Source organism: Agarivorans sp. Toyoura001 (genome assembly GCF_005405585.1).
In the GTDB taxonomy this organism is placed as follows: Bacteria; Pseudomonadota; Gammaproteobacteria; order Enterobacterales; family Celerinatantimonadaceae; genus Agarivorans.
In genome coordinates this window covers 302,319-323,470 of the sequence record NZ_BJEQ01000001.1, presented here as the reverse complement: position 1 = coordinate 323,470, position 21,152 = coordinate 302,319, and the positions used below count along the sequence as shown (strand labels likewise).

The 21,152-nt window shown below is 44.4% G+C and carries 16 protein-coding genes and 1 other annotated feature; of the genes, 11 read left to right on the top strand and 5 right to left on the bottom strand.

The window, feature by feature from the left end:
• Window positions 1-72 precede the first annotated feature (72 nt).
• Both FFR00_RS01480 and FFR00_RS01475 read right to left on the bottom strand, forming a co-directional pair.
• Window positions 73-1,359, bottom strand: a complete 1,287-nt coding sequence (locus FFR00_RS01480; RefSeq protein WP_137671588.1) for an HlyC/CorC family transporter — start codon at window positions 1,357-1,359, stop codon at window positions 73-75.
• A gap of 72 nt (window positions 1,360-1,431) precedes the next feature.
• Window positions 1,432-2,223, bottom strand: coding sequence for an inner membrane protein YpjD (locus FFR00_RS01475; RefSeq protein ID WP_137671587.1), 792 nt, complete (start codon window positions 2,221-2,223; stop codon window positions 1,432-1,434).
• Between the two features lie 142 nt (window positions 2,224-2,365).
• Here FFR00_RS01475 and ffh point away from each other — a divergent pair, with 142 nt between their 5' ends.
• On the top strand, window positions 2,366-3,766 hold the full coding sequence (ffh, locus tag FFR00_RS01470) for a signal recognition particle protein (RefSeq protein WP_137671586.1): 1,401 nt from the start codon (window positions 2,366-2,368) through the stop codon (window positions 3,764-3,766).
• A gap of 99 nt (window positions 3,767-3,865) precedes the next feature.
• On the top strand, window positions 3,866-4,282 hold the full coding sequence (locus FFR00_RS01465) for a GNAT family N-acetyltransferase (protein ID WP_137671585.1): 417 nt from the start codon (window positions 3,866-3,868) through the stop codon (window positions 4,280-4,282).
• Window positions 4,283-4,339: 57 nt separating this feature from the next.
• Here FFR00_RS01465 and aroF read toward each other — a convergent pair whose 3' ends face one another.
• Together aroF and hpf are read right to left on the bottom strand one after the other, a co-directional pair.
• Window positions 4,340-6,343 (bottom strand): 3-deoxy-7-phosphoheptulonate synthase, encoded by a 2,004-nt coding sequence (aroF, locus tag FFR00_RS01460; RefSeq protein ID WP_137671584.1) that lies wholly within the window; start codon window positions 6,341-6,343, stop codon window positions 4,340-4,342.
• A 16-nt stretch (window positions 6,344-6,359) separates the two neighbouring features.
• Window positions 6,360-6,487: a sequence feature (Phe leader region), on the bottom strand.
• Between the two features lie 86 nt (window positions 6,488-6,573).
• Window positions 6,574-6,939 (bottom strand): ribosome hibernation-promoting factor, HPF/YfiA family, encoded by a 366-nt coding sequence (gene hpf / locus FFR00_RS01455; protein WP_137671583.1) that lies wholly within the window; start codon window positions 6,937-6,939, stop codon window positions 6,574-6,576.
• A 270-nt stretch (window positions 6,940-7,209) separates the two neighbouring features.
• Between hpf and FFR00_RS01450 the strand changes: the two genes are divergently transcribed.
• The 6 genes from FFR00_RS01450 to FFR00_RS01425 all read left to right on the top strand — a co-directional run bounded on the left by FFR00_RS01450 (window position 7,210) and on the right by FFR00_RS01425 (window position 17,000).
• Window positions 7,210-9,420: a bifunctional diguanylate cyclase/phosphodiesterase gene (locus tag FFR00_RS01450; RefSeq protein ID WP_137671582.1), complete on the top strand. Its 2,211-nt coding sequence runs from the start codon at window positions 7,210-7,212 to the stop codon at window positions 9,418-9,420.
• A 91-nt stretch (window positions 9,421-9,511) separates the two neighbouring features.
• On the top strand, window positions 9,512-11,284 hold the full coding sequence (locus FFR00_RS01445) for an extracellular solute-binding protein (RefSeq protein ID WP_137671581.1): 1,773 nt from the start codon (window positions 9,512-9,514) through the stop codon (window positions 11,282-11,284).
• Window positions 11,285-11,291: 7 nt separating this feature from the next.
• Window positions 11,292-12,386, top strand: a complete 1,095-nt coding sequence (locus FFR00_RS01440; protein WP_137671580.1) for a microcin C ABC transporter permease YejB — start codon at window positions 11,292-11,294, stop codon at window positions 12,384-12,386.
• 1 nt (window position 12,387) lies between these two features.
• Window positions 12,388-13,440 carry an ABC transporter permease gene (locus tag FFR00_RS01435; protein ID WP_137671579.1) on the top strand — a complete coding sequence of 351 codons (1,053 nt, stop codon included), beginning with the start codon at window positions 12,388-12,390 and terminating at the stop codon, window positions 13,438-13,440.
• A 9-nt stretch (window positions 13,441-13,449) separates the two neighbouring features.
• Window positions 13,450-15,021, top strand: a complete 1,572-nt coding sequence (locus tag FFR00_RS01430; protein ID WP_137671578.1) for an ABC transporter ATP-binding protein — start codon at window positions 13,450-13,452, stop codon at window positions 15,019-15,021.
• A gap of 68 nt (window positions 15,022-15,089) precedes the next feature.
• On the top strand, window positions 15,090-17,000 hold the full coding sequence (locus FFR00_RS01425) for a transglycosylase SLT domain-containing protein (protein ID WP_161985064.1): 1,911 nt from the start codon (window positions 15,090-15,092) through the stop codon (window positions 16,998-17,000).
• A gap of 133 nt (window positions 17,001-17,133) precedes the next feature.
• Here FFR00_RS01425 and pdxH read toward each other — a convergent pair whose 3' ends face one another.
• The gene (gene pdxH, locus FFR00_RS01420) at window positions 17,134-17,787 is read right to left on the bottom strand and encodes a pyridoxamine 5'-phosphate oxidase (protein WP_137671576.1); all 654 of its coding nucleotides are present in this window, start codon (window positions 17,785-17,787) and stop codon (window positions 17,134-17,136) included.
• Window positions 17,788-17,984: 197 nt separating this feature from the next.
• Here pdxH and FFR00_RS01415 point away from each other — a divergent pair, with 197 nt between their 5' ends.
• The 3 genes from FFR00_RS01415 to ltaE all read left to right on the top strand — a co-directional run bounded on the left by FFR00_RS01415 (window position 17,985) and on the right by ltaE (window position 21,146).
• Entirely contained in the window at window positions 17,985-19,004 is a 1,020-nt protein-coding gene (locus FFR00_RS01415; protein ID WP_137671575.1) for a LacI family DNA-binding transcriptional regulator, read from the top strand.
• A 295-nt stretch (window positions 19,005-19,299) separates the two neighbouring features.
• On the top strand, window positions 19,300-20,133 hold the full coding sequence (locus FFR00_RS01410; RefSeq protein ID WP_137671574.1) for an NAD(P)H-binding protein: 834 nt from the start codon (window positions 19,300-19,302) through the stop codon (window positions 20,131-20,133).
• On the top strand, window positions 20,133-21,146 hold the full coding sequence (gene ltaE / locus FFR00_RS01405) for a low-specificity L-threonine aldolase (RefSeq protein ID WP_137671573.1): 1,014 nt from the start codon (window positions 20,133-20,135) through the stop codon (window positions 21,144-21,146). The genes FFR00_RS01410 and ltaE overlap by 1 nt, the downstream gene beginning before the upstream one ends.
• Window positions 21,147-21,152: the final 6 nt, after the last annotated feature.

The window sequence follows — 21,152 nt, the reverse complement described above, 5'->3', positions numbered from 1 at the left end:
TTAACAATTGCGATTAAAAAGCCAGCTTAACGCTGGCTTTTTTGTTAGATATTTTTATCCAATTATTGTGGACTAATTGGTTTTCTCTTTTGGCTTAGCGTAAAAGGCTGGCATCACTCGCGCTAAGCTTACAGTATTGTTTTCTATCTCTACAATCTCGATAGGGTATCCAGCTAAGCGTAAGCACAAGTTGGCCTCGGGAATATCTTCCAGATGCTCTACAATCAAGCCATTTAGTGTTTTGGGGCCATCGGTAGGTAGCTTCCAGCTCATCTCTTTGTTTAAGTCTCTAATGTTCACCGTGCCGTCGATTAGGTAGCTACCATCGATTTGCGGGTGGATCTCTTCGCTCGGCGCAGGTGCGATGCTAGTGGTAAAGTCACCCACAATCTCTTCTAGAATATCTTCTAGTGTAACTAAGCCTTGAATATCCCCATACTCGTCAACAATCAGCCCAATTCGCTCTTTGCGTCGTTGAAACTTCAACAACTGAACATTCAGCGGTGTACCTTCGGGAATAAAGTAAATCTCTTTAGCTGCACGCAGCATGGACGTTTTATCAAACTGTTCGCGAGACAACAAACGTAATGAGTCTCTTGAATGCACAAAACCCACCGAATCATCAATGCTGTCGCGGAACAATAAAATCCGAGTATGGGTACTTTGAGTCAGTTGCCGGAGAATACTGTCCCAATCGTCGTTAATGTCGATGGCGGCAATTTCGTTACGTGGGATCATAATGTCATCCACGGTAACTTTTTCAAGGTCAAGAATACTTAACAGCATGTCTTGGTGGCGCTTAGGTATCAGTGTACCGGCTTCATCCACTACAGTGCGTAACTCCTCAGGGTTAAGGGCCTCGTCGTCTTTGCTGTTAGGGTTTACTCCCAATAAGCGAAGTAGGCCATTAGTAACACCATTGGTGGCCCATATTACCGGAAATAGTAACTTCATGAGCGGGCGCAACAAAAGCGAAGCAGGAAACGCAATGCGCTCTGGATAAAGCGCCGCCATGGTTTTAGGCGTGACTTCAGCAAAAATTAAAATAACAAAGGTGAGTGCTAAGGTGGCAATGGCGACACCTACATCGCCAAACAAGCGCAATCCAATAATAGTGGCAATTGCCGAGGCGAGAATATTCACCAAGTTGTTACCAATAAGGATTAAGCCAATTAAGCGGTCTGGACGTTGCAGTAATTTGTCGACACGGCTCGCTGCACTGTGTTTGGTATTCACCAAGTGACGCAGGCGATAGCGATTAAGCGACATCATGCCAGTTTCAGAGCTAGAAAAGAATGCAGAGCAAATAATGAGGAATACGAGCAGTATCAGTAAGCTACTCGTAGATATGTCGTCCAAGCAGGAAAATCCTTGATTTATATAACCGCCCTAATTTATATGCTGGCTTCAAGGGCTGTCAAGGTTAGATTGTTAGCTAAGGATGATTTCCTTAACAAAGCGTGAGCCAAAATAGGCTAAACTCAGCAAGATTGAACCAATTACCGTCAAGATCACCACCGATTTACCCCGCCAACCTCGATAATGGTGGCCCCAAAGTAATGCTGAATAGATAAACCAAGCGATTAAACTAAAGATAGCTTTATGGCCGCGGCCATTAGCAAAAAAGTCGGTGAGAAACACAAAACCGCTAAGCAAAGAAATACTCAGCAATATCAAACCAACTCTAATTAGCGTGAATAATTGTTTCTCAATACCCATCAATGAAGGCATAGCCGGGTGAATAGCCCCAGGTTTGTGGCGCTTTAAGGTCCAGTCTAAATAGGCCATTTGTAAGGCATATAAACTCGCTATCATCAGCACTGTAAAAGCTGCAAGAGCTACACTAATGTGTATTAGAACTTGTGGTTTAAGCTCCAAATGAATGATGTAATCACTGGGAATAAGCACCGCGAGTAACATCGTTACTATGGCAAATAGATACACAACCGGCAGAACAAACCACAACTTAAAGGGCTTGGCTAACGCTGTTACGGTCATCGTGATAAGTAAACTCACTAAACCTGCTACATTAAAAATGCTTAAATCTTGGCCCTGCGCCAAAAACAAATGTTGGAATTCCCAAATACCATGCAGCAGCATAGCGCAGCCGGCACTTAGCCAAAGCCACTTATTTGCGCCACTTCGTTTATTCAGTAAACCGGTTATGCAGACATACGCGGCCAACAGATAAAACACAGTGGTAGGAAGAACCAATACATTCATGATTTAACGCTAACTAACTGATTGTTTGGGTTCAGTATACGCGCCCAATACAGTCAGGGCTAGAATTAGCTTTTAGAATATCCTTGCTAAGGTATAATGTGCGCGCTGAACTATGCTCGCTATATGATCAACAGGAAAAAGCATGTTTGAAAACTTATCTGATAGACTCTCGAAAACGCTAAAAAATATCAGTGGCCGCGGCCGATTAACTGAAGACAATATTAAAGATACGCTGCGTGAAGTGCGTATGGCCTTGCTAGAAGCCGACGTAGCCTTGCCGGTTGTTCGTGAGTTTGTTAAACGAGTAAAAGAACGCGCCTTAGGTCAAGAAGTCAATAAGAGCCTTAGTCCTGGTCAAGTCTTTGTTAAGATTGTTCAACAAGAACTTGAAGCCGCCATGGGCGAATCTAACGAAAGCCTAAATTTAGCTGCGCAGCCGCCAGCGGTTGTAATGATGGCTGGTTTACAAGGCGCGGGTAAAACCACTTCGGTAGCCAAACTTGCTAAATATTTAAAAGAGCGCGAAAAGAAAAAAGTAATGGTGGTGAGCGCCGATATTTATCGTCCCGCCGCGATTAAACAGCTAGAAACATTAGCTGCTGAAGTAGACGCCATTTTCTTCCCGAGTAACGAACAGCAAAACCCGGTTGATATTGTGAATGGCGCGATTGCTGAAGCCAGAACTCAATTTGCCGACGTATTGCTTGTAGATACTGCTGGTCGTTTACATGTCGACGAAGACATGATGGCCGAAATTAAAGCGCTCCACCAAGCTGTTGAGCCAGTAGAAACCTTGTTTGTGGTCGACGCCATGACCGGTCAGGATGCTGCCAACACCGCTCAAGCTTTTAACGAAGCCCTGCCACTCACTGGTGTAATTCTTACTAAAACTGATGGTGATGCGCGCGGTGGTGCTGCATTGTCGATTCGCCATATTACTGGCAAGCCAATTAAATTTATGGGTGTGGGTGAGAAAACCGACGCCTTAGAACCTTTCCACCCAGATCGAATCGCCTCACGCATTTTAGGCATGGGTGACGTGCTGTCTTTAATCGAAGAAGTCGAGCGTAAGGTTGATAAAGACCAAGCGCAAAAATTGGCCAAGAAAGTACAAAAAGGCAAAGGCTTTGATTTAGAAGACTTCCGCGAGCAGCTGGTGCAAATGAAAAGCATGGGCGGCATGATGGGCATGATGGATAAATTGCCAGGCATGGGCCAAGTGCCAGACAATGTTAAAGATCAAATGAATGATAAGCTCACCAATCAAATGGAAGCCATTATTAACTCAATGACGCCGGGTGAGCGTAAGCGCCCTGAAATCATTAAAGGCTCACGTAAACGCCGTATCGCAGCAGGTTCTGGTACTCAGATCCAAGACGTAAACAAGCTGCTGAAACAATTTACCCAAATGCAAAAAATGATGAAGAAGATGTCGGGTAAAGGCGGAATGCGTAAAATGATGAGCCAAATGAAAGGCATGATGCCTCCAGGTGGAATGGGCGGCATGGGTGGTATGGGCGGCGGTGGTCGCGGCCGATTCTAAGTTGCTATCAAAAAGATGATAAAAGCCCAGCTAGATGCTGGGCTTTTTTGTGTAATAACACTACCGTATTAGATACTACTGGAAGCAGGGGACGGGCTAATGAGGTTTGAACTGAAAACCCACGCTAGCAAAGAAGAGATAGAAGAGATTAGAACTGAGTTAATTAGCTTTAATCAGCCCTTCCTCAAGGGAGTTAAAGAGGAATCTCTTGCTCTTTTTAGCTACGATGAGCATGAGCAGAAAATCGCTGGAATAACCGCAGAAATATTTGGCGAGTGGTTATTAATTAAGTTGCTCTGGGTAAAGGAGTCTCATCGAGGCCAACACTTAGCCACTCAGTTAATCTCGCAACTAGAGCAACATGCTGTTGGTTTAGGTTGCCGCTATGCTCATGTGGATACTTTTAGTTTTCAGGCTAAGCCCTTTTACGAAAAACAAGGTTACCAATGCCAAATGACGCTAGATAATTACCCGGTTTCAACGGCAATGTTTGTGTTAACGAAAGCCTTAAAGTAAAGATTATTCTCAATAAAAGCCCAGCTAGATGCTGGGCTTTGTTAGTTTTGATCTAGCCTAGTAAAGTTCAGCCATTAATTGTTGTAGTTGGCTAAAGTCTAGTGACTTATCAGCATCTACACTGGCATCACTCGGTGATGGGTGAGCGCATAACACAATGCCGTCAGCGCCTAATAGCTTGGCGGCTTTGGCCATTGGAGCTACCGAGCTTAAATCTTCTACTGCTTCGCCAGGGTTTACCACAATCGGTAAATGGGTGCGTTCGCGTAGCAAGCTAATGGCGCCTAAATCTAAAGTGACTTTGTTTTTGCCTTCGAGGGTTCTTACGCCAGCTTCACACAAAATAACTTGTTGATTACCTTGAGCCAGAATGTAGTCGGCGGCATGTAACCATTCATCAATAGAGGCCATATTGTTGCGTTCTAGCAGTATAGGGCGAGTAGATTTACCGAGCTCTTTGAGCAGGTTGAAGTTTTTCATATGGCGAGAGCGCACGTGCAATATATCCGCTTTGGCAGCTAGAGTGACTACTTGGTCAACAGCGCTTACTTCGGTCATGGTTGGCAGTTTGTACTTTTTACCTGCAGCATTTAAGTAATTTAACCCTTCTTCGCCTAAACCTTGGAAGCTATACGGTGAACTACGTGGTTTAAAGCAGCCGGCAGCTAAAACCGCAGCGCCGCTTTCTTTGGTTGCGCCTGCACAGTTAATAATCTGCTGTTCTGATTCCACCGCACTTGGGCCGGCAAAGGTCACAAACCCGCCGTCACCAATTTTTACATCGCCAACTCGAACTATGGTGCTGGTTGATTTATGTGAGCGACTTGATAGCGCGCCATCAGATTGGATAGTGCTAATCAAGCTTGGCGCCACTTTGTTTTGGTCACGTTTGTTGGCCAGTGCTTCTAGTGGAATTAGGGTAGGGTCAACATTCTCACTGGGGTAGCAGCCAAGCACTTTTATATAACGGGTTAGGCGAGTGAGCTCGGCTAAGGCCGATTGCATTTGCGCTGATTTAACGTTGGCAGATACATCCACATAAAACATCTCTTCCCAGGGATTACCTTGAACCGGACGAGACTCTAACTTGCTCATGTTTATATCGTGTTCGCGAAGTACTAATAGTGCTTCAACCAAAGAGCCTGCATGTTGCGCGGTTGACATAATAAAAGTCGTTCTCGCAGGTACTTGCTCAGCAACCTCCACCGGTTTACGAGAAACCACAATGAAGCGGGTATAGTTTTGCTGTTGATTGGCAATGTCGGTTTTAAGGGCTTGTAGGCCATACATTTCGCCACCCACTTTACTACCAATAGCACCTACTGTGAGATCATCGCCACTGGCAACAACCTCCATGGCTTTTGATGAGCTATCTACAAAATCGACGCGGGTACTGGCCAAAGTACGTAAGTACAAATTACATTGTGCGTAAGGCTGTGGGTGTGCATATAAGGTGGTAATTTGTTCTAGGTTGGCGGCAGGGTGGGCCAATATACAGTGATCGATGGCAATAGACAGTTCACCTACAATCGACAAACTGGTGTGCTGCATCACATCGTACACTTCGTTGATGCTACCTGAGCTGGTGTTTTCTATCGGTAGCATGCCGTAGTCTGCTTGGCCAGATTCCACAGTATCAACAATGTCTTGAAAACCACTGCAGCCAAACTCAACAATTTGCTTTTTGTAACGGGAGAAATACTGATGAGTAGCAATGTTGCTGTAAGAACCTTTATTGCCTAAAAAGGCGACTCGAACTGCTTGGGCGTGAATGTCTGGGTTGGTAATACCTTGCAAAAAAGCTTGCTGTGAGAGCACCGAGTCTTCAATGATTGTGTGATAAAGCTGGGTCACATAGTGAGCGTCTAAACCCAGCTCGCGACCTTTATTGATTAATTTTACTAAAAGCAGTTGCTCGCGCTCTTGGTCGCGGATCGCTTTTGGGTTTTCTATTTTGCTTTTGGCTACTTCTACACTAAGTTGGCGACGCTCGGTGAGTAAATTTAATAGCGATTGATCGAGCTCTGTTATTTTTGTTCGGATCTGCTCTAAGTCAGCCATGTTGTATTCCCTGTCTAAAAAAAAAGCCCCCTAGTAGGAGGCTTTATGGATTCTGTGTGTTTTCTTTTTTACACCAATTCCGTCCGCCTCCCTAAAAGGGTGGAGTAAAAAAGAAACCAAACAAAAATCGGGTGTTTAATAATTTCATGCTGTCAGACTAAAAAGCAATCTCTGTAAAGTCAAGTAATACCAAGCGATTAGTTACTTGGCATTACCTGTATTACTTAGCCTTATGCGGCTTGTTCATCCTCGGTACTCAGCTCGTCTTCAACGGGCTCTCGTAAGAAATCTTTCCCTGAGCGGCTAGCGCGGTGAGCGTTGGGCTTATCTTGGAAGCGGTGTAATTGGCGTTCCAGCTTTTGCCCTAGGTTGTTAATGGCCACACTCAAATCTTGGTGCGCATCACTGGCAAACAGTTGTCCGTTTGGCAGGTTAATCTTCGCTTCTATTTTTACCTTTTTGTTGTCAGTGGTAATGGTCACTTTTGGTGAAATGAGCGGGATTTGGTTTTTTTCCAATTTTTCAAAGCGCGCGGCAATGTGCTCGCGAATGGTTGGGGTAATAGAAATGGTTTTACTGGTAATATCAATAATCATAAGCCTCCCAAAGACTATCTAGTAATTATTTCACTTCCAGAATACGATTTTAAGAAATAAAAAACTAGATCTAGATCACTATTTCTTAAGGGTTAGCTTTAGCGGATTAAGCAATGTGACTGCTTAGCAAAAAGTATTATAAATTCCTCAAAATCGCTTGAATCTTGATGGCTAATTCGGCACATTGGAATAGATAACAAGCGGTTGATGTTAGTCGGTAGTTAGAATTTCTCTTAAACCCAAGGACAACTAGCTTTATCTTTAACCACTATGGACAGTAAAAAGCCCATTAAAGCTGTACTGAACTCCTCTTTTTCATCTTCTGAGTTTATTGCTTCCCTCTCCCAACTCGCGCTGGCCTTAGCGGCCCAACCTAGCGAGGGTTTCTTTAATGAGCTACTTTCCCAGTTAGCCAAACGCTGTAATGCTTATGAAGCTTATATAGCCCGCTTTGACTCTCGTGCTCCTCAATTACCCTGTATTGCTTATTGGCGCGGTGGTCAGTTTGTTCAAAACAAACTGAGCCCTGCTTCTCCCAAGTTGTTGGCGGCAATTAGACAACATTCAAGGCTGACCATTAGTGATTTTTCTGCATGTTATCCCGATTATGCCAGTGTTCAACCCGAACTTACGGTCAACATAAATGGCTATTGGGCGCAGCAAATTGTTGAGCAAGATAGGGTTGTTGGTTATATAGCGTTTAGCTTTATTGATGAAGACTTCGACGCTGAACGGCTAAGCCATTTGTGCCAACCATTCATCGCCCGTTTAAACGCAGAGTTTTTGCAATATCAACAGAATGAGGCATTGAGCCTGTCGGCTGTGGCTTTTGAAAGTAATGAAGGCCTTATTATTACCGACGCCAGTTATCGTATTGTAAAAGTAAATAAGGCTTTCGCTCAAATTACCGGTTACCCATCAAGTGAAGTATTAGGTTGTGAGTTAAGCGCAATATTTGCCAGCCCTAATCCGGTTTTTATTGAAGAAGTTAACGGCACGGTTCGGCGCAAAGGCGAAGTGCAGCGAACCCGCAAAAATGGTCAGCAATATACTCAATTGGAAACCATAACTGCGGTGCATAAAAAAGGCTCGGCAGTCACTCACTATGTTGTGTGTATTCAAGATATCTCTGCCAGTATTGAATCAGAACAAAAAATTCAGCACTTAGCTTTTTATGATGAGCTCACTGGTTTACCTAATCGGCGTAAGCTGCATGAAGAGTTATCGATATGTTTTAGTCGTGCCAAAAAGCAGCATGTTATTGGTGCTTTGCTATTTATCGACCTTGACCATTTTAAGAATATTAATGATTCGTTGGGGCACGCTGCAGGGGATTGGGTATTGCAACAAGTGGCTAATCGTTTACAAGATTTGATTCGAGAAGGGGATGTTTTAGCGCGTTTAGGCGGAGATGAATTTGTTTTGCTACTGGCCGACTTGGGCGAGAGCCCGCCTCATGCTGAGCAGCAAGCCAATATTGTCGGAAAACGACTGATTCAAACTATTTCTGCTCCTTATCCATTTGATGGTCAATCGCTGCATATAGGCGCCAGCGTGGGAATTACGTTATTTCCAGGTAAAGGCCAAACCGCTGAAGATTTGTTAAAGCAAGCTGACACAGCCATGTATCAAGCTAAATCGGCCGGGCGACGCACTGTAATGTTCTTTGATGATGGCATGCAGCGCCAAGCCGATAAACGTTTGCAAATGAACAATGCCTTACGCAACGCCTTGGCTAATAAAGAGCTGCTGCTTTATTTCCAGCCGCAACATATGGTGTCTACTGGTGAATTAGTGGGTGCAGAGGTCTTAGTTCGTTGGCAGCCAGAGGGAAAAAGCATTGTTTCGCCCACCGAGTTTATTCCTATGGCGGAAGAATCTGACCTGATTATCGATATTGGAATGTGGGTATTAGAGCAAAGCTGTAAACACATGGCTAAGTGGCAGAAGATGGGCCTGTTGCTACCTGAGTTATCAGTAAATGTGAGTGCTAAACAATTACATCACCCTGATTTTGTCGATAAAATTGAAGAGCTTATGTCTCGTTATCAATTGGATAGCGCGATGCTCAACTTGGAAATTACCGAATCGGTGGTGCTGGGGCATGCTGAAGATACCATTCGCAAAATGGAACAGCTAAAAAATATTGGTTTGCGTTTTTCAATTGATGATTTTGGTGCTGGGTATTCCTCTTTAAGTTATTTGAAACGCTTGCCAGTGGATGAGCTCAAGATTGACCGCTCCTTCATTAGAGATATTCCACGAGATAGTCGAGACATGGCTATTGTTGATGCGGTGTTAGCCATGGCTAATCATCTAGGCTTTACTGTTACCGCCGAAGGAGTGGAAACTCGCCAGCAATTGGAATTCCTTAAACAACAAGGATGTACCTTTTATCAAGGCTATTTATCCAGCAAAGCAATCCCTGCAGGCGCTATGGAGCGATATATTCAACGTTTTCAGCGGAAATATTCCCAATAGCCCTTTATCTTTTGCTTTCGAGTCGGGTATAACTAGGTGTAGATATTAGTTAAGTTGATGTTTCAACTCACTCAATAAGGAAGCGCCCATCATGAAACGGCTGTTATCGGCTTTTTGTATATTGGTTTTTAGTTTTGCTCATGCCGAGGAATTTAGTCGTTCTCACGCTTTAGTGATGCACGGTGAGCCTGCCTTACCTGCTGATTTCACGCAGCTTCCCTATGTAAATGTGAATGCGCCCAAACAAGGCAGCATGACTCATGAAGCGCAAGGTACATTTGATACCTTTAACCCGTTTATTGTTAAAGGGAATCCCGCCGCTGGCGTAGGCCAAATATACGATACCTTGCTCACCGCTAATAATGATGAAGCCTTTGCTCAATATGGCTTGCTAGCTAAAAGCATTGATATGCCAGAAGACCGTTCTTGGGTGCGCTTTAACTTGCGCCCTGAAGCTCGCTTTCACGATGGCCAGCCAGTGACCGCAGACGATGTGGTATTTACCTTCAACTTATTGCTAGAAAAAGGTGCGCCGTTTTATCGCGCTTATTATGGCAGTGTGAAGGAGGTGGTCGCGGAATCAAAACAAAGCGTACGCTTTAACTTTGTTGATGGTACTAACCGTGAGTTGCCGCTTATTTTGGGGCAATTACCCATCTTGCCTAAACATTTCTGGCAACAGCATGATTTTTCTAAAGCCGATCTTACCTTGCCATTGGGTTCTGGTCCCTATCAAATAGCCAAATTTGATACTGGCCGTTCAGTGAGTTACGCCTTGGTAAAAGACTACTGGGCTAAAGACTTACCGATTAGCCGTGGCCGTAATAATATAGCTACCATTAACTATGAGTATTACCGAGACTCTTCAGTTGCCCTTGAAGCATTTAAAGCAGGGCGTATTGACTACCGCATAGAAACAAGTGCTAAAGATTGGGCAACAGCTTACACAGGGCCAATGTTTGATAGCGGAAAAATCCACACCGACACGTTATTAAACGAAAACCCGCAGGGTATGCAAGGCTTTGTTTTTAATACTCGCCGCCCCTTATTCAACCAACCAGAAGTACGCAAGGCCATTGGTTTGTTGTTTGATTTTGAGTGGACCAACGAACAGCTTTTTTATGGTGCTTATAAACGCACCGACAGTTATTTTGCCGCCTCAGAGTTAGCCGCTACCGGTTTACCACAAGGTGGGGAGCTTGCGTTGTTGGCTCCTTATAAAGACCAATTGCCTGAAGAAGTATTCACTAAAGAGTTTAGCCTAGAGAAAACCCGCGGCGACGGTAATATTCGCCCGCAAATGCGTGAGGCTTTGGCTTTGCTGAAAGGCGCCGGATGGACCCTGAGTAAAGGCCAATTAGTTGATGCTAACGGCAAACAAATGCACATTGAGTTTTTAATTTACCAAAAAACCTTTGAGCGCATAGTGCTGCCATATACCCGTAATCTACAGAAAATCGGTATTAGTACTGAAGTACGGGTAGTGGATGTATCGCAATACGTTAACCGAGTGCAAAAGTTTGATTTTGATATGGTGGTAGGCAGCTTTGGCCAATCATCTTCACCGGGTAACGAACAACGCGATTTTTGGGGAAGTAAAGCCGCAGAGCATGTAGGTTCTCGTAACATTATTGGGGTAAATAGCCCGGTAGTAGACAAACTTATTGAAGCGGTTATTGGTGCTGATGATAGACAAGCTTTGGTTGATGCTACACGTGCTTTAGATCGCGTATTATTGTGGTCGTATTACGTGGTGCCACAATGGCACTTAAATGCTTGGAGGGTGGCTTATTGGGATAAGCTTAAGCGCCCAGAGCGTAATCCAAAATTCGCCTTAGGTCTTGATAGCTGGTGGGTAGAATAAAACCTCAATGACTAGCTACATTCTGCGTCGCCTTTTATTAATGATCCCTACCTTGTTGGGGATTATGACTCTTAACTTTGTGATTATTCAGTCGGCCCCTGGTGGGCCCGTTGAACAAGCCATTGCCAAAATTCAAGGTATTGATACCTCGGCAACCCGCCGCGTTGATTCTGGCGTGGACACCGAGATTATTCAAACCAACAACGGCGGTGGCGGCTCTAGCCAATATCGCGGAGCCCAAGGTTTACCGCCAGAGTTAGTCAAAGAACTTGAGCAACTTTATGGTTTTGATAAGCCAGTGCACGAGCGCTATTTTGATATGCTGGGCAACTATCTGCGCTTTGATTTTGGTGACAGTTTCTATCGTGATAGCTCAGTTGTAGATCTCATCCTTGAGAAAATGCCGGTCTCTATTTCACTTGGCTTATGGACCACACTATTGGTTTACGGTATCTCTATTCCTTTGGGGATCCGCAAAGCGGTGCAGCATGGCAGTCGCTTTGATGTATGGAGTTCGACATTGGTTACTGTCGGGTTTGCCATTCCTAATTTCTTGTTCGCAATTATGTTGATTGTGTTATTTGCTGGAGGCAGTTACTGGGATTGGTTCCCGCTGCGTGGATTAACCTCCACTAATTGGGAAGAACTCAGTTTACTGGGTAAAGTGGGCGATTATTTTTGGCATTTAGCCTTGCCTGTTACCGCCATGGTAATTGGCAGTTTTGCTACCTTAACCATGTTAACCAAAAACTCCTTTTTAGATGAAATTAACAAGCAATATGTACTGACCGCCCGTGCTAAAGGTTTAACCGAAAATCGCGTGCTCTACGGTCATGTATTCCGTAACGCTATGCTATTGGTTATCTCCAGTTTGCCAGCCACTCTTATAAGCATTTTCTTAACGGGTTCATTCATGATTGAAGTGATTTTTTCGCTCGATGGCCTGGGCTTGTTGGGCTTTGAAGCCGTGGTGAATCGTGATTATCCAGTGGTATTTGGCACCTTGTATATGTCTACCTTAATTGGTCTAATCTTGAAGCTTATTAGTGATATTACCTACACTATGATTGACCCTCGAATCAACTTTGAGGGGAGGCAGTAGCATGGGTGTAGTTGCACAATGGAAACGTGCCAAAGCTAGCCCGCTTAATCAGCGAAGATGGTTACAGTTTAAGGCTAATAAACGCGGATATTGGAGTTTTTGGTTATTCTTGCTGTTGTTTGTGGGGAGTATGTTTGCAGAATTTATTGCTAACGACAAACCGGTGTTAATTCGTTATCAACAGCAATGGATGATGCCTATTGTTAGTCACTATACCGAGCTTGAATTTGGTGGTGATTTAGATATAGAAGCTGATTATTCAGACCCTTACATTCAAGAACTGATTAAAGAACAAGGTGGCTGGATGATCTGGCCTCCGGTGCACTTTTCTTATGACACGATTAATTACAACCTCACCGAACCCTCTCCGTCGCCACCAACGCTAATCAATTGGCTAGGCACCGACGACCAAGGCAGAGATGTATTTGCCCGCTTGCTTTATGGCTTCAGGTTGTCTGTATTGTTTGCTTTAGTATTGGCAATAAGCAGCTCTGTGATTGGCGTAGCGGTAGGTGCCATGCAGGGGTATTTTGGTGGGCGAGTGGACTTGTTAGGTCAGCGCTTTATTGAGATTTGGTCGGGCATGCCACAAATGTTCTTGCTGATTATTCTGTCTAGCTTGGTACAGCCTAGCTTTTGGTGGCTATTAGGTATTTTGCTGCTGTTTAGTTGGATGAGCTTAGTGGATGTAGTGAGAGCAGAGTTTTTACGCGGCCGAAACTTAGAATATGTAAAAGCCGCACGGGCTTTAGGCGTGGGCGATAGGGCTATTATGGCTCGACACATTCTGCCCAATGCAATGATCGCTACGTTAACCTTTATGCCGTTTATCTTTATTGGCGGCTTAACAGCATTAACGGCCTTGGATTACCTAGGCTTCGGTTTGCCTCCTGGCTCTCCCTCACTAGGAGAAATGGTGGCTCAAGGAAAGAATAATCTGCAGGCTCCATGGTTGGGTATTACTGCTTTTTTCTCTATGTCGATAATTTTAATCCTGTTGGTGTTTATTGGCGAAGCGGCGCGAGATGCATTTGACCCGCGTAAACGAGTATAGGTAGCTGCAATGAATAAGTTATTAGAAGTAAAACAGCTATCGGTGTGCTTTGGCCTGCCTGAACCAGTAGTAAAGAAAGTGAGCTTTGATGTATTTCAAGGGGAGACTTTGGCCTTGGTGGGCGAGAGTGGTTCTGGTAAATCGGTAAGTGCTTTATCGATTTTATCCTTACTGGGTGAAAATGCTGAAGTGACAGGCGACATTTTGCTTAACCAGCAATCGGTACTTAATCAACCGGTTAAATTGTTGCAAGCGCTGCGTGGCGATCAAATTGCGATGATCTTTCAAGAACCACTCACGTCGCTAAACCCACTACATAGTGTTGAAAAACAAATTAGTGAAGTATTGTGTTCGCACCGCGGCATGCATAAGCAGCAAGCGCGGGAGCGTGTGCTAGAGTTACTTGATTTAGTGGGTATTGTTGAACCAGAGAAACGTTTATCGAGTTTCCCTCATCAGTTATCTGGCGGACAACGGCAGCGAGTAATGATTGCCATGGCATTAGCGACAGAGCCTAAACTGCTGGTTGCCGATGAACCTACCACAGCCTTAGACGTTACCATTCAGCAACAAATTTTAGAGTTACTGCAAGAGCTACAACAAAAATTGGGTATGGCGATATTGTTGATTACTCACGACCTAAATGTAGTGCGCGGTTATGCCGACCGTGTCGCGGTAATGAAGTGTGGTGAGCTAGTGGAAGTTAATAACTGCAAAGCGCTATTTGCAGAGCCGCAACATCCTTATACCAAAATGCTGCTCGATTCAGAGCCAGTGCGAGAGTTTTTGCCTGAGGCCAAGCAAGAGATGTTGCTTGATGTAAACAAACTCAAAGTATGGTTTCCAATAAAGCGCGGTTTTTTACAGCGCACGGTTGATCACATTAAAGCGGTCAACGGTATAGATTTTCATTTGAAGCGTGGAGAAACTCTAGGCATTGTTGGCGAGAGTGGCTCTGGTAAAAGCACCTTAGCTCAAGCGGTATTAAGGCTTACCGACAGTGAAGGAAGCATTGCCTTTAAACGGGAATTTATTCAAGACCATTCAGTTAAACAAATGCGCCCATTGCGGCGTTTCATGCAGATTGTTTTTCAAGACCCTTTTTCTAGCTTGAGTCCACGAATGTCGGTATTGCAAATTATCGGCGAAGGGTTGAATCTTCATTTCGATTTAGACGAACAAGCCCTTAAGCAGCGTGTATCAGAGGCGCTCATTGATGTCGGTCTAGAGCCCGATACCATGCATCGTTACCCTCATGAGTTTTCTGGTGGGCAGCGGCAACGTATTTCTTTAGCTCGCGCGCTAGTATTAAAGCCTGAAGTGTTGATTCTCGACGAACCTACCTCGGCATTAGATTGCACGGTACAAAAGCAATTGTTGGAGTTATTACGAAAACTTCAGCAAAAATATAACCTTAGCTACTTGTTTATTAGCCACGATTTAGCGGTTATTCGCGCCTTAAGTCACCGCGTGATGGTGATGCAATACGGGCAATTGGTTGAGCAAGGCGAAACCGAACAACTTTTTTCGCAACCTAAGCAAGAATATACTCGCCGATTAATCAATGCTGCGTTAATCTAAATATCAGTAGACTCAGTGATAGGGTGCTATAAGCAATGCTTCAGCGGTTGTGGCAAGTAGTAGTTTGTATGATTTGTGGAAGCAGTCTGAGTTTAGCGCAGGCTGTTGATTTGACTCCGCAACAGCAAGCTTATAATGAAGTAAGAAAGCTGCAGCGCAGCCAAAAGTGGGATAAAGCGGAGAAGTCTCTCACTAAGCTAAGTCAATATCCTCTTTATAATTACCTTCAGTATTACCAGTTACGCGGCCAAATGCGTAAGGTCTCTCAAGACCAGGTAGAACAATTCATGCAAGATAACCCACAGTCCTACCTTCGCCACGCCATTCAGCGACGATTTATGGTGGAACTGGCTCGGCGCAAAGAGTGGCAAAGCTATCTCGACTTTTACCCTAAACTACCCAATAGTACAGATTTACAGTGCTATCACTATTACGCCAATTTAAAAGTTGGCGACGCTGAATACGCTTGGCAAGGTGCCGAAAGCTTGTGGCTACATGGGCGCTCCCGTCCTAAGTCTTGTGACCCTTTGTTCGATAGTTGGCAAAAAGCCGGCAATATTAGCGACAAGTTACGTTGGCAGCGGATGTTACTGAGCTTTCAAGCGAATCAAGTTAGCTTACTCAAATACCTCTCTAAATCTTTATCAGACTCAAAAAAATCTGATGCCAAGTTGTTGATTGATGCTTACTCCAAACCAATGGTTGTTATCAGCTCCGGTAAACTTAAAATAAACCAATCTAGCCGCCATCAAGAAATTGCATTGTTAGCCATAAAACGCCTAGGGCGCAAAGATTTAGTGGCTGCGGTAGAGCATATCGAACGTTGGTCGAAGCCCTTAAGCAAATCGAGCTCTTTATTCCATAGTACAGAGCGTTACTTAATTGGAAGGGTGATAAGTGATCCCAGCCCTGAGTTGCTCAAATGGGCCGACCGCCAGCTACGTTTACAACCCCATACCAGCACGATAGAGCGGCGGCTCCGCTTGGCCATTTCGCAGCAAAAATGGGACCAAATTGGTTTATGGATTGCGCGCTTGCCAGAGGCTAAACAGCAGCAAGAACGTTGGATTTATTGGCAGGCTCGCTCGCTAGTGGCACTTGGCCAGAAAGAACTCGCCACCCCAACCATAGAAAAATTGGCCGAAGAACGTAGTTATCATGGATTTCTAGCCGCGCAGTACTTGGGTCAAGATTATCAGTTAGGGGAGCAACTCCATCAAACCTCTGACGATACTTTAGTGCAGCTAAATCAGCACCCAGTGGTACTTAGAGTGAAAGAGCTATTGGCACTTGAGGAGTATTACTCGGCGCGCACAGAATGGGATACCTTGCTGCGTCGCTCAAGCTTGTTACGCCAGTTAGATTTAGGAGTATTAGCCTTAAGCCATAATTGGCAAGATTTTGCCGTTCAAGCCTCTATTGTTGCTAAGCAGTGGGATCAGCTAGAAATGCGCTTCCCTTTAAGTTTTGCTAAAGAGTTTGAGTACTTTGCTAATAAGCGCCAAGTAGAAGCTAGCCTGTTATTCGCAGTCGCGCGACAGGAAAGTGCCATGTATCCGCTAGCTCAAAGCACTGTAGGTGCTCGAGGCTTAATGCAGTTGATGCCTGCAACTGCAAAAGAAACTGCGCGTAAAATTGGCTTTAAATACCGTTCACGCACGCAGTTATTTACGCCTGAAGACAATATTAGATTGGGTAGTGCGTATTTAGATGGTTTGCTTAATCGATATAAAGGCAATCGAATTTTGGCCGCCGCAGCTTACAATGCAGGCCCACATCGGGTGAGCCGATGGTTAGCCGATAGGGGAGATGTTCCTGCCGATGTATGGGTAGAGTCTATTCCTTTTAAGGAAACCCGCCATTACGTGCAAAGTGTATTAGCTTACCAGGTGGTGTATCAATATCGGCGCCAGCAAGAGATTACGCCATTCCTAACGCCAAAAGAACTGGGTTACCCTTATGGCAAGCCGAAAGGCTAAGTCATTAGTACTCGACATTGGGTTTAAGCGTTTTGCTTTGCTATGGAAGCCGTGATGGGATGGTTGAGTCAATAGAGTTGTTAAAGGCGTATGCGAGAGCTTACGCCTTTTGTTTAGCGCTCTATAAAACAGCCTAGGGACTAAGGCGGTCGACTTTCCAGCCTTTTGCATCACTGGTGTAGCGAAACCTGTCGTGTAAACGATCGGCTTTACCCTGCCAAAATTCAATGCTGTCTGGCACCACTCTATAGCCACCCCAAAACTCGGGTAAAGGAATGGGTTTGTTAGCGAACTCTTGTTTGTAGTGTTGTACTTGTTGTTCTAGTACTTCACGCTCAGCAATGACTTGGCTTTGGTGGCTTGCCCAGGCACCTATTTGGCTGCCACGGCCACGGCTGTGAAAGTACGCTTCAGATTGCTGGTGGCTCACTCGTTCTACACGACCTTCAATTCGAACTTGGCGTTGTAGGATGTTCCAGTGAAAAGTGATACAAGCTAGTGGTTGATGATCTAATTCTTGGCCTTTTCTACTGCCATAATTGGTATAAAAAACAAAGCCTTGCTCATCAAATTCTTTGAGTAATACCACTCTAGCAGAGGGGCGACCATCTGGCCCAACTGACGATACCGTCATCGATTCTGGTAATACAATGCCAGACTTCTCTGCCTGCTGTAGCCACTCGCCAAACAATTCAAATGGGTCTTCGTTTCCTGTTGGCTCCGGTGGTGACAACAGTACGCCTTGGCCTAAGGTTAACGCACAACGTATTTTACTTAACAGTGACATAATCAATTAGCTTAATTGGTTGATGCAACGAACAAAATGTTGCATGAAGAGATAAAAAGTGAATAGCCGATTTTGGATCATAGTTTACACTCAGAAACACAGTTTAACTATCAAGTTTTGCTTTGGCTTGGTATAGTTTTGCCTGGTTCGGATTTCAAGTTTAATTCTGCTTTGCAGACGAATAGAGGGTAAGTAATTTGGCCACAATTAAAGATGTTTCTCAGTTGGCGAATGTTTCGATATCAACAGTATCTCGTGTTATTAACAATACTGCTCAAGTCGCACCCGAGAAACGAGAGGCCGTACTCAGAGCGATGGAAGAACTGCATTATCGCCCAAATAGCTTTGCCCAAGCTTTAGTGAGCAAACGCTCCGACTGTATTGGTCTTATCGTTGGTGATTTAGGCGGTGGTCCGTTCTTCGTGCAAATGATGAAAGGCATTGAAGAAATTGTTGATGAGTCTGACAAGTACACTATTGTGATGTCTGGTCACCATAGCGCAGAAAAAGAGCGCCATGCCATCGACATTTTATTGCAGCGTCAATGTGATGCAGTGATTGTTCACTCTATGGCACTAAGTGACCAAGAATTACGAGAGGTTGCAGATTGCGATACTCCGTTTATTTTTATCAATCGCTTAATTCCAGGTTTTGAGCATCGTTGTGTTTATTTAGATAATCATGAAGGTTGTTACAAAGCCACATCGTTCTTGTTGGAAAAAGGGCATAAAGACATTGCCTTTATTACCACTGATGATTTGTCATTCTCCGATGGTGTAGAGCGTTTGTCGGGTTACCGTCATGCCATGGAAGAATCGTCTGGTCCGTTAAACGAAGAGTTAATTGCTCGCGCTTACCCAGATGAAATAGGTGGCAGTCAAGCAGTAGAGAAGCTACTTGAACGTGGCGTAGAGTTTAGTGCCATTGTGGGTTACAACGACTCAATGGTAGCTGGTGCTTTATCTGCTCTGCGTGATAAGGGTTACGATATCCCTGGTCAAATCTCGGTAGTAGGCTACGACGACAATCACTATGCGCGTTTTGTTCATCCTAAGCTGACTACGGTTCGTTACCCAATTGAAGATATGGGTAAACGCGCTGCGCAGTTAGCCATTGATATTTTAGAGACTAAAGGTCAAGAGATCGGTCCAAATGTTATGGATCTAAAATTCCTTCCAGAGTTGATCGTTCGCGACTCAGCTGCTAAAAAATCGTGATCTAATTCAAATAAACATTAATAAGGCTGCTTGCAGCCTTTTTTATGACTTGTCTTGAAACCGTTTTCTGGTATCGTTTTCACATCGAGTGCAAACTGTTAGCCGCATTTGAAGATTGAGTTTGAGATGACTTAATTGAAACTTTCCCGCTGTATAGAGTTGTTTGAATTACTTAGCTTTTCTAGGTATCAACAATTCTAAAAAACTTGCTGTTACGACCTAATTCATTAGGTCGTTTTTTTTTGCCTACGTTTCACTGCATAATGGTGCTAAGTAAGGTAAAAAGGGAAAGTAAGTGATTAAACGAATTAGTATTGTTGGTTGTGGCTGGTTAGGCTTGCCACTAGCAAAGTCCCTGATAAAAGATGGCTACTCAGTGAACGGCTCTAAACGTGAGTTGCACGAGCTCGCTAAACTGCAGGCGCAGGGCATTAAGGCCTATCAATTAGAGCTAAATCCCCAAGTGGAGTCTAATGATATAGCGGGCTTACTTAACTGCGATTTATTGATCATTAATATTCCTCCTGGCAGAAAAACTAATACTGCTGAATTCCATATCGCACAAATAAACGCGCTGTTACGTGCAGCCGAGCAGCAGACGGTTAAGAAAATTCTCTTTATATCCTCCACTTCAGTGTATGGATCTCAACAAGGTGTAGTTGATGAGCTAAGCGAACGCTTGGCAGAAACCACTTCAGGTAGGGCTTTAAAACAGATTGAAGATCAAATATTCAGTCATTCTGCTTTCCAAGCAACGGTGTTGCGTTTTTCAGGCTTGGTAGGTGGGCAGCGTAAGCCCGGCCGATTTTTGTCGGGAAAAACCGTTAGCGGCCCTTTAAGCCCTATTAACATTATTCATCGAAGTGATTGTATTGGCTTAATCACTCAGCTGATCAAGCGTGACCAATGGGGAGAAGATTTTAATGCCAGTGCTAGTGAACACCCCAGCAAGCAAGCGTTTTACCAGTTAGCCGCCGAGCAGCTAACGCTTCCGCCTCCTCATTTTGTTGAAGGGGCGAGTTCCAATAAAGTTATTTCCAATCAAAAAATTAAAACAACCTTAGGTTATCAATTTAACTACCCTGATCCCATGCAATGGTTACAGGCTAATATCCAAGAGGCAGAATAATGAGCGATTTTAGAAGTGATACAGTAACTCAGCCTAGTAAAGCAATGCGGGATTTAATGAGTCGTGCGCTTGTAGGAGACGATGTTTATGGTGATGATCCTACGGTAAATAAACTACAAGATTACGCTGCAGAGCGAATGGGCAAACAGGCTGCGTTATTTTGTAGCTCGGGCACCCAAGCTAATTTGTTGGCTATTATGGCTCACTGTCAGCGGGGCGATGAGTATATTTGTGGTCAAAATGCGCATAACTACAAATACGAAGGCGGTGGAGCCGCTGTATTAGGCAGCGTGCAACCGCAGCCGGTAGAGAACAGCAGTGACGGCAGCTTGTGTCTAAGCAAAGTTAAAGCAGCCATTAAATCAGACGACTTTCATTTTGCTAAAAGCCGTTTGTTATCTCTGGAAAACACCATTGGTGGGAAAGTGCTGCCCATGGACTATGTAAACAGTTTGCGCCCCTTTGTTGATCAGCACAATTTGGCACTACATTTAGATGGTGCGCGTGTATTTAACGCCATTATAAAAAGTGGCCAAGATGAACGTAAACTGGTTGCTCCTTTCGACAGCTTTACAATTTGTTTGTCTAAAGGCTTAGGTGCGCCAATCGGTTCATTGTTACTGGGTAGTGAAGAGCTAATTACTACAGCCACTCGTATTCGCAAAATGCTAGGTGGCGGTATGCGCCAAGCCGGGATTATTGCCGCCGCTGGTCATTATGCCTTAGAGAATAATGTGAAACGCTTAGCTGAAGACCATGCTAATGCTGTTTTTTTAGCTGAACAGTTGGCGAGTATAGAAGAACTTGAGTGTGACCCAAGCGCCGTTCAAACCAATATTGTTTACGCTAATTGCCGCAGGAACCAATCGGGGCCTTTAGCGGAGGAACTAGCTAAACAAGGCATACTGATGACGGCTGGCTCGCCAATGCGTTTTGTGAGTCACTTAAATGTGAATCAACAAGACATTCAAACGCTCATTGCGGCCATAAAACAGTTTTACGTTAGTCACTAAATTAAG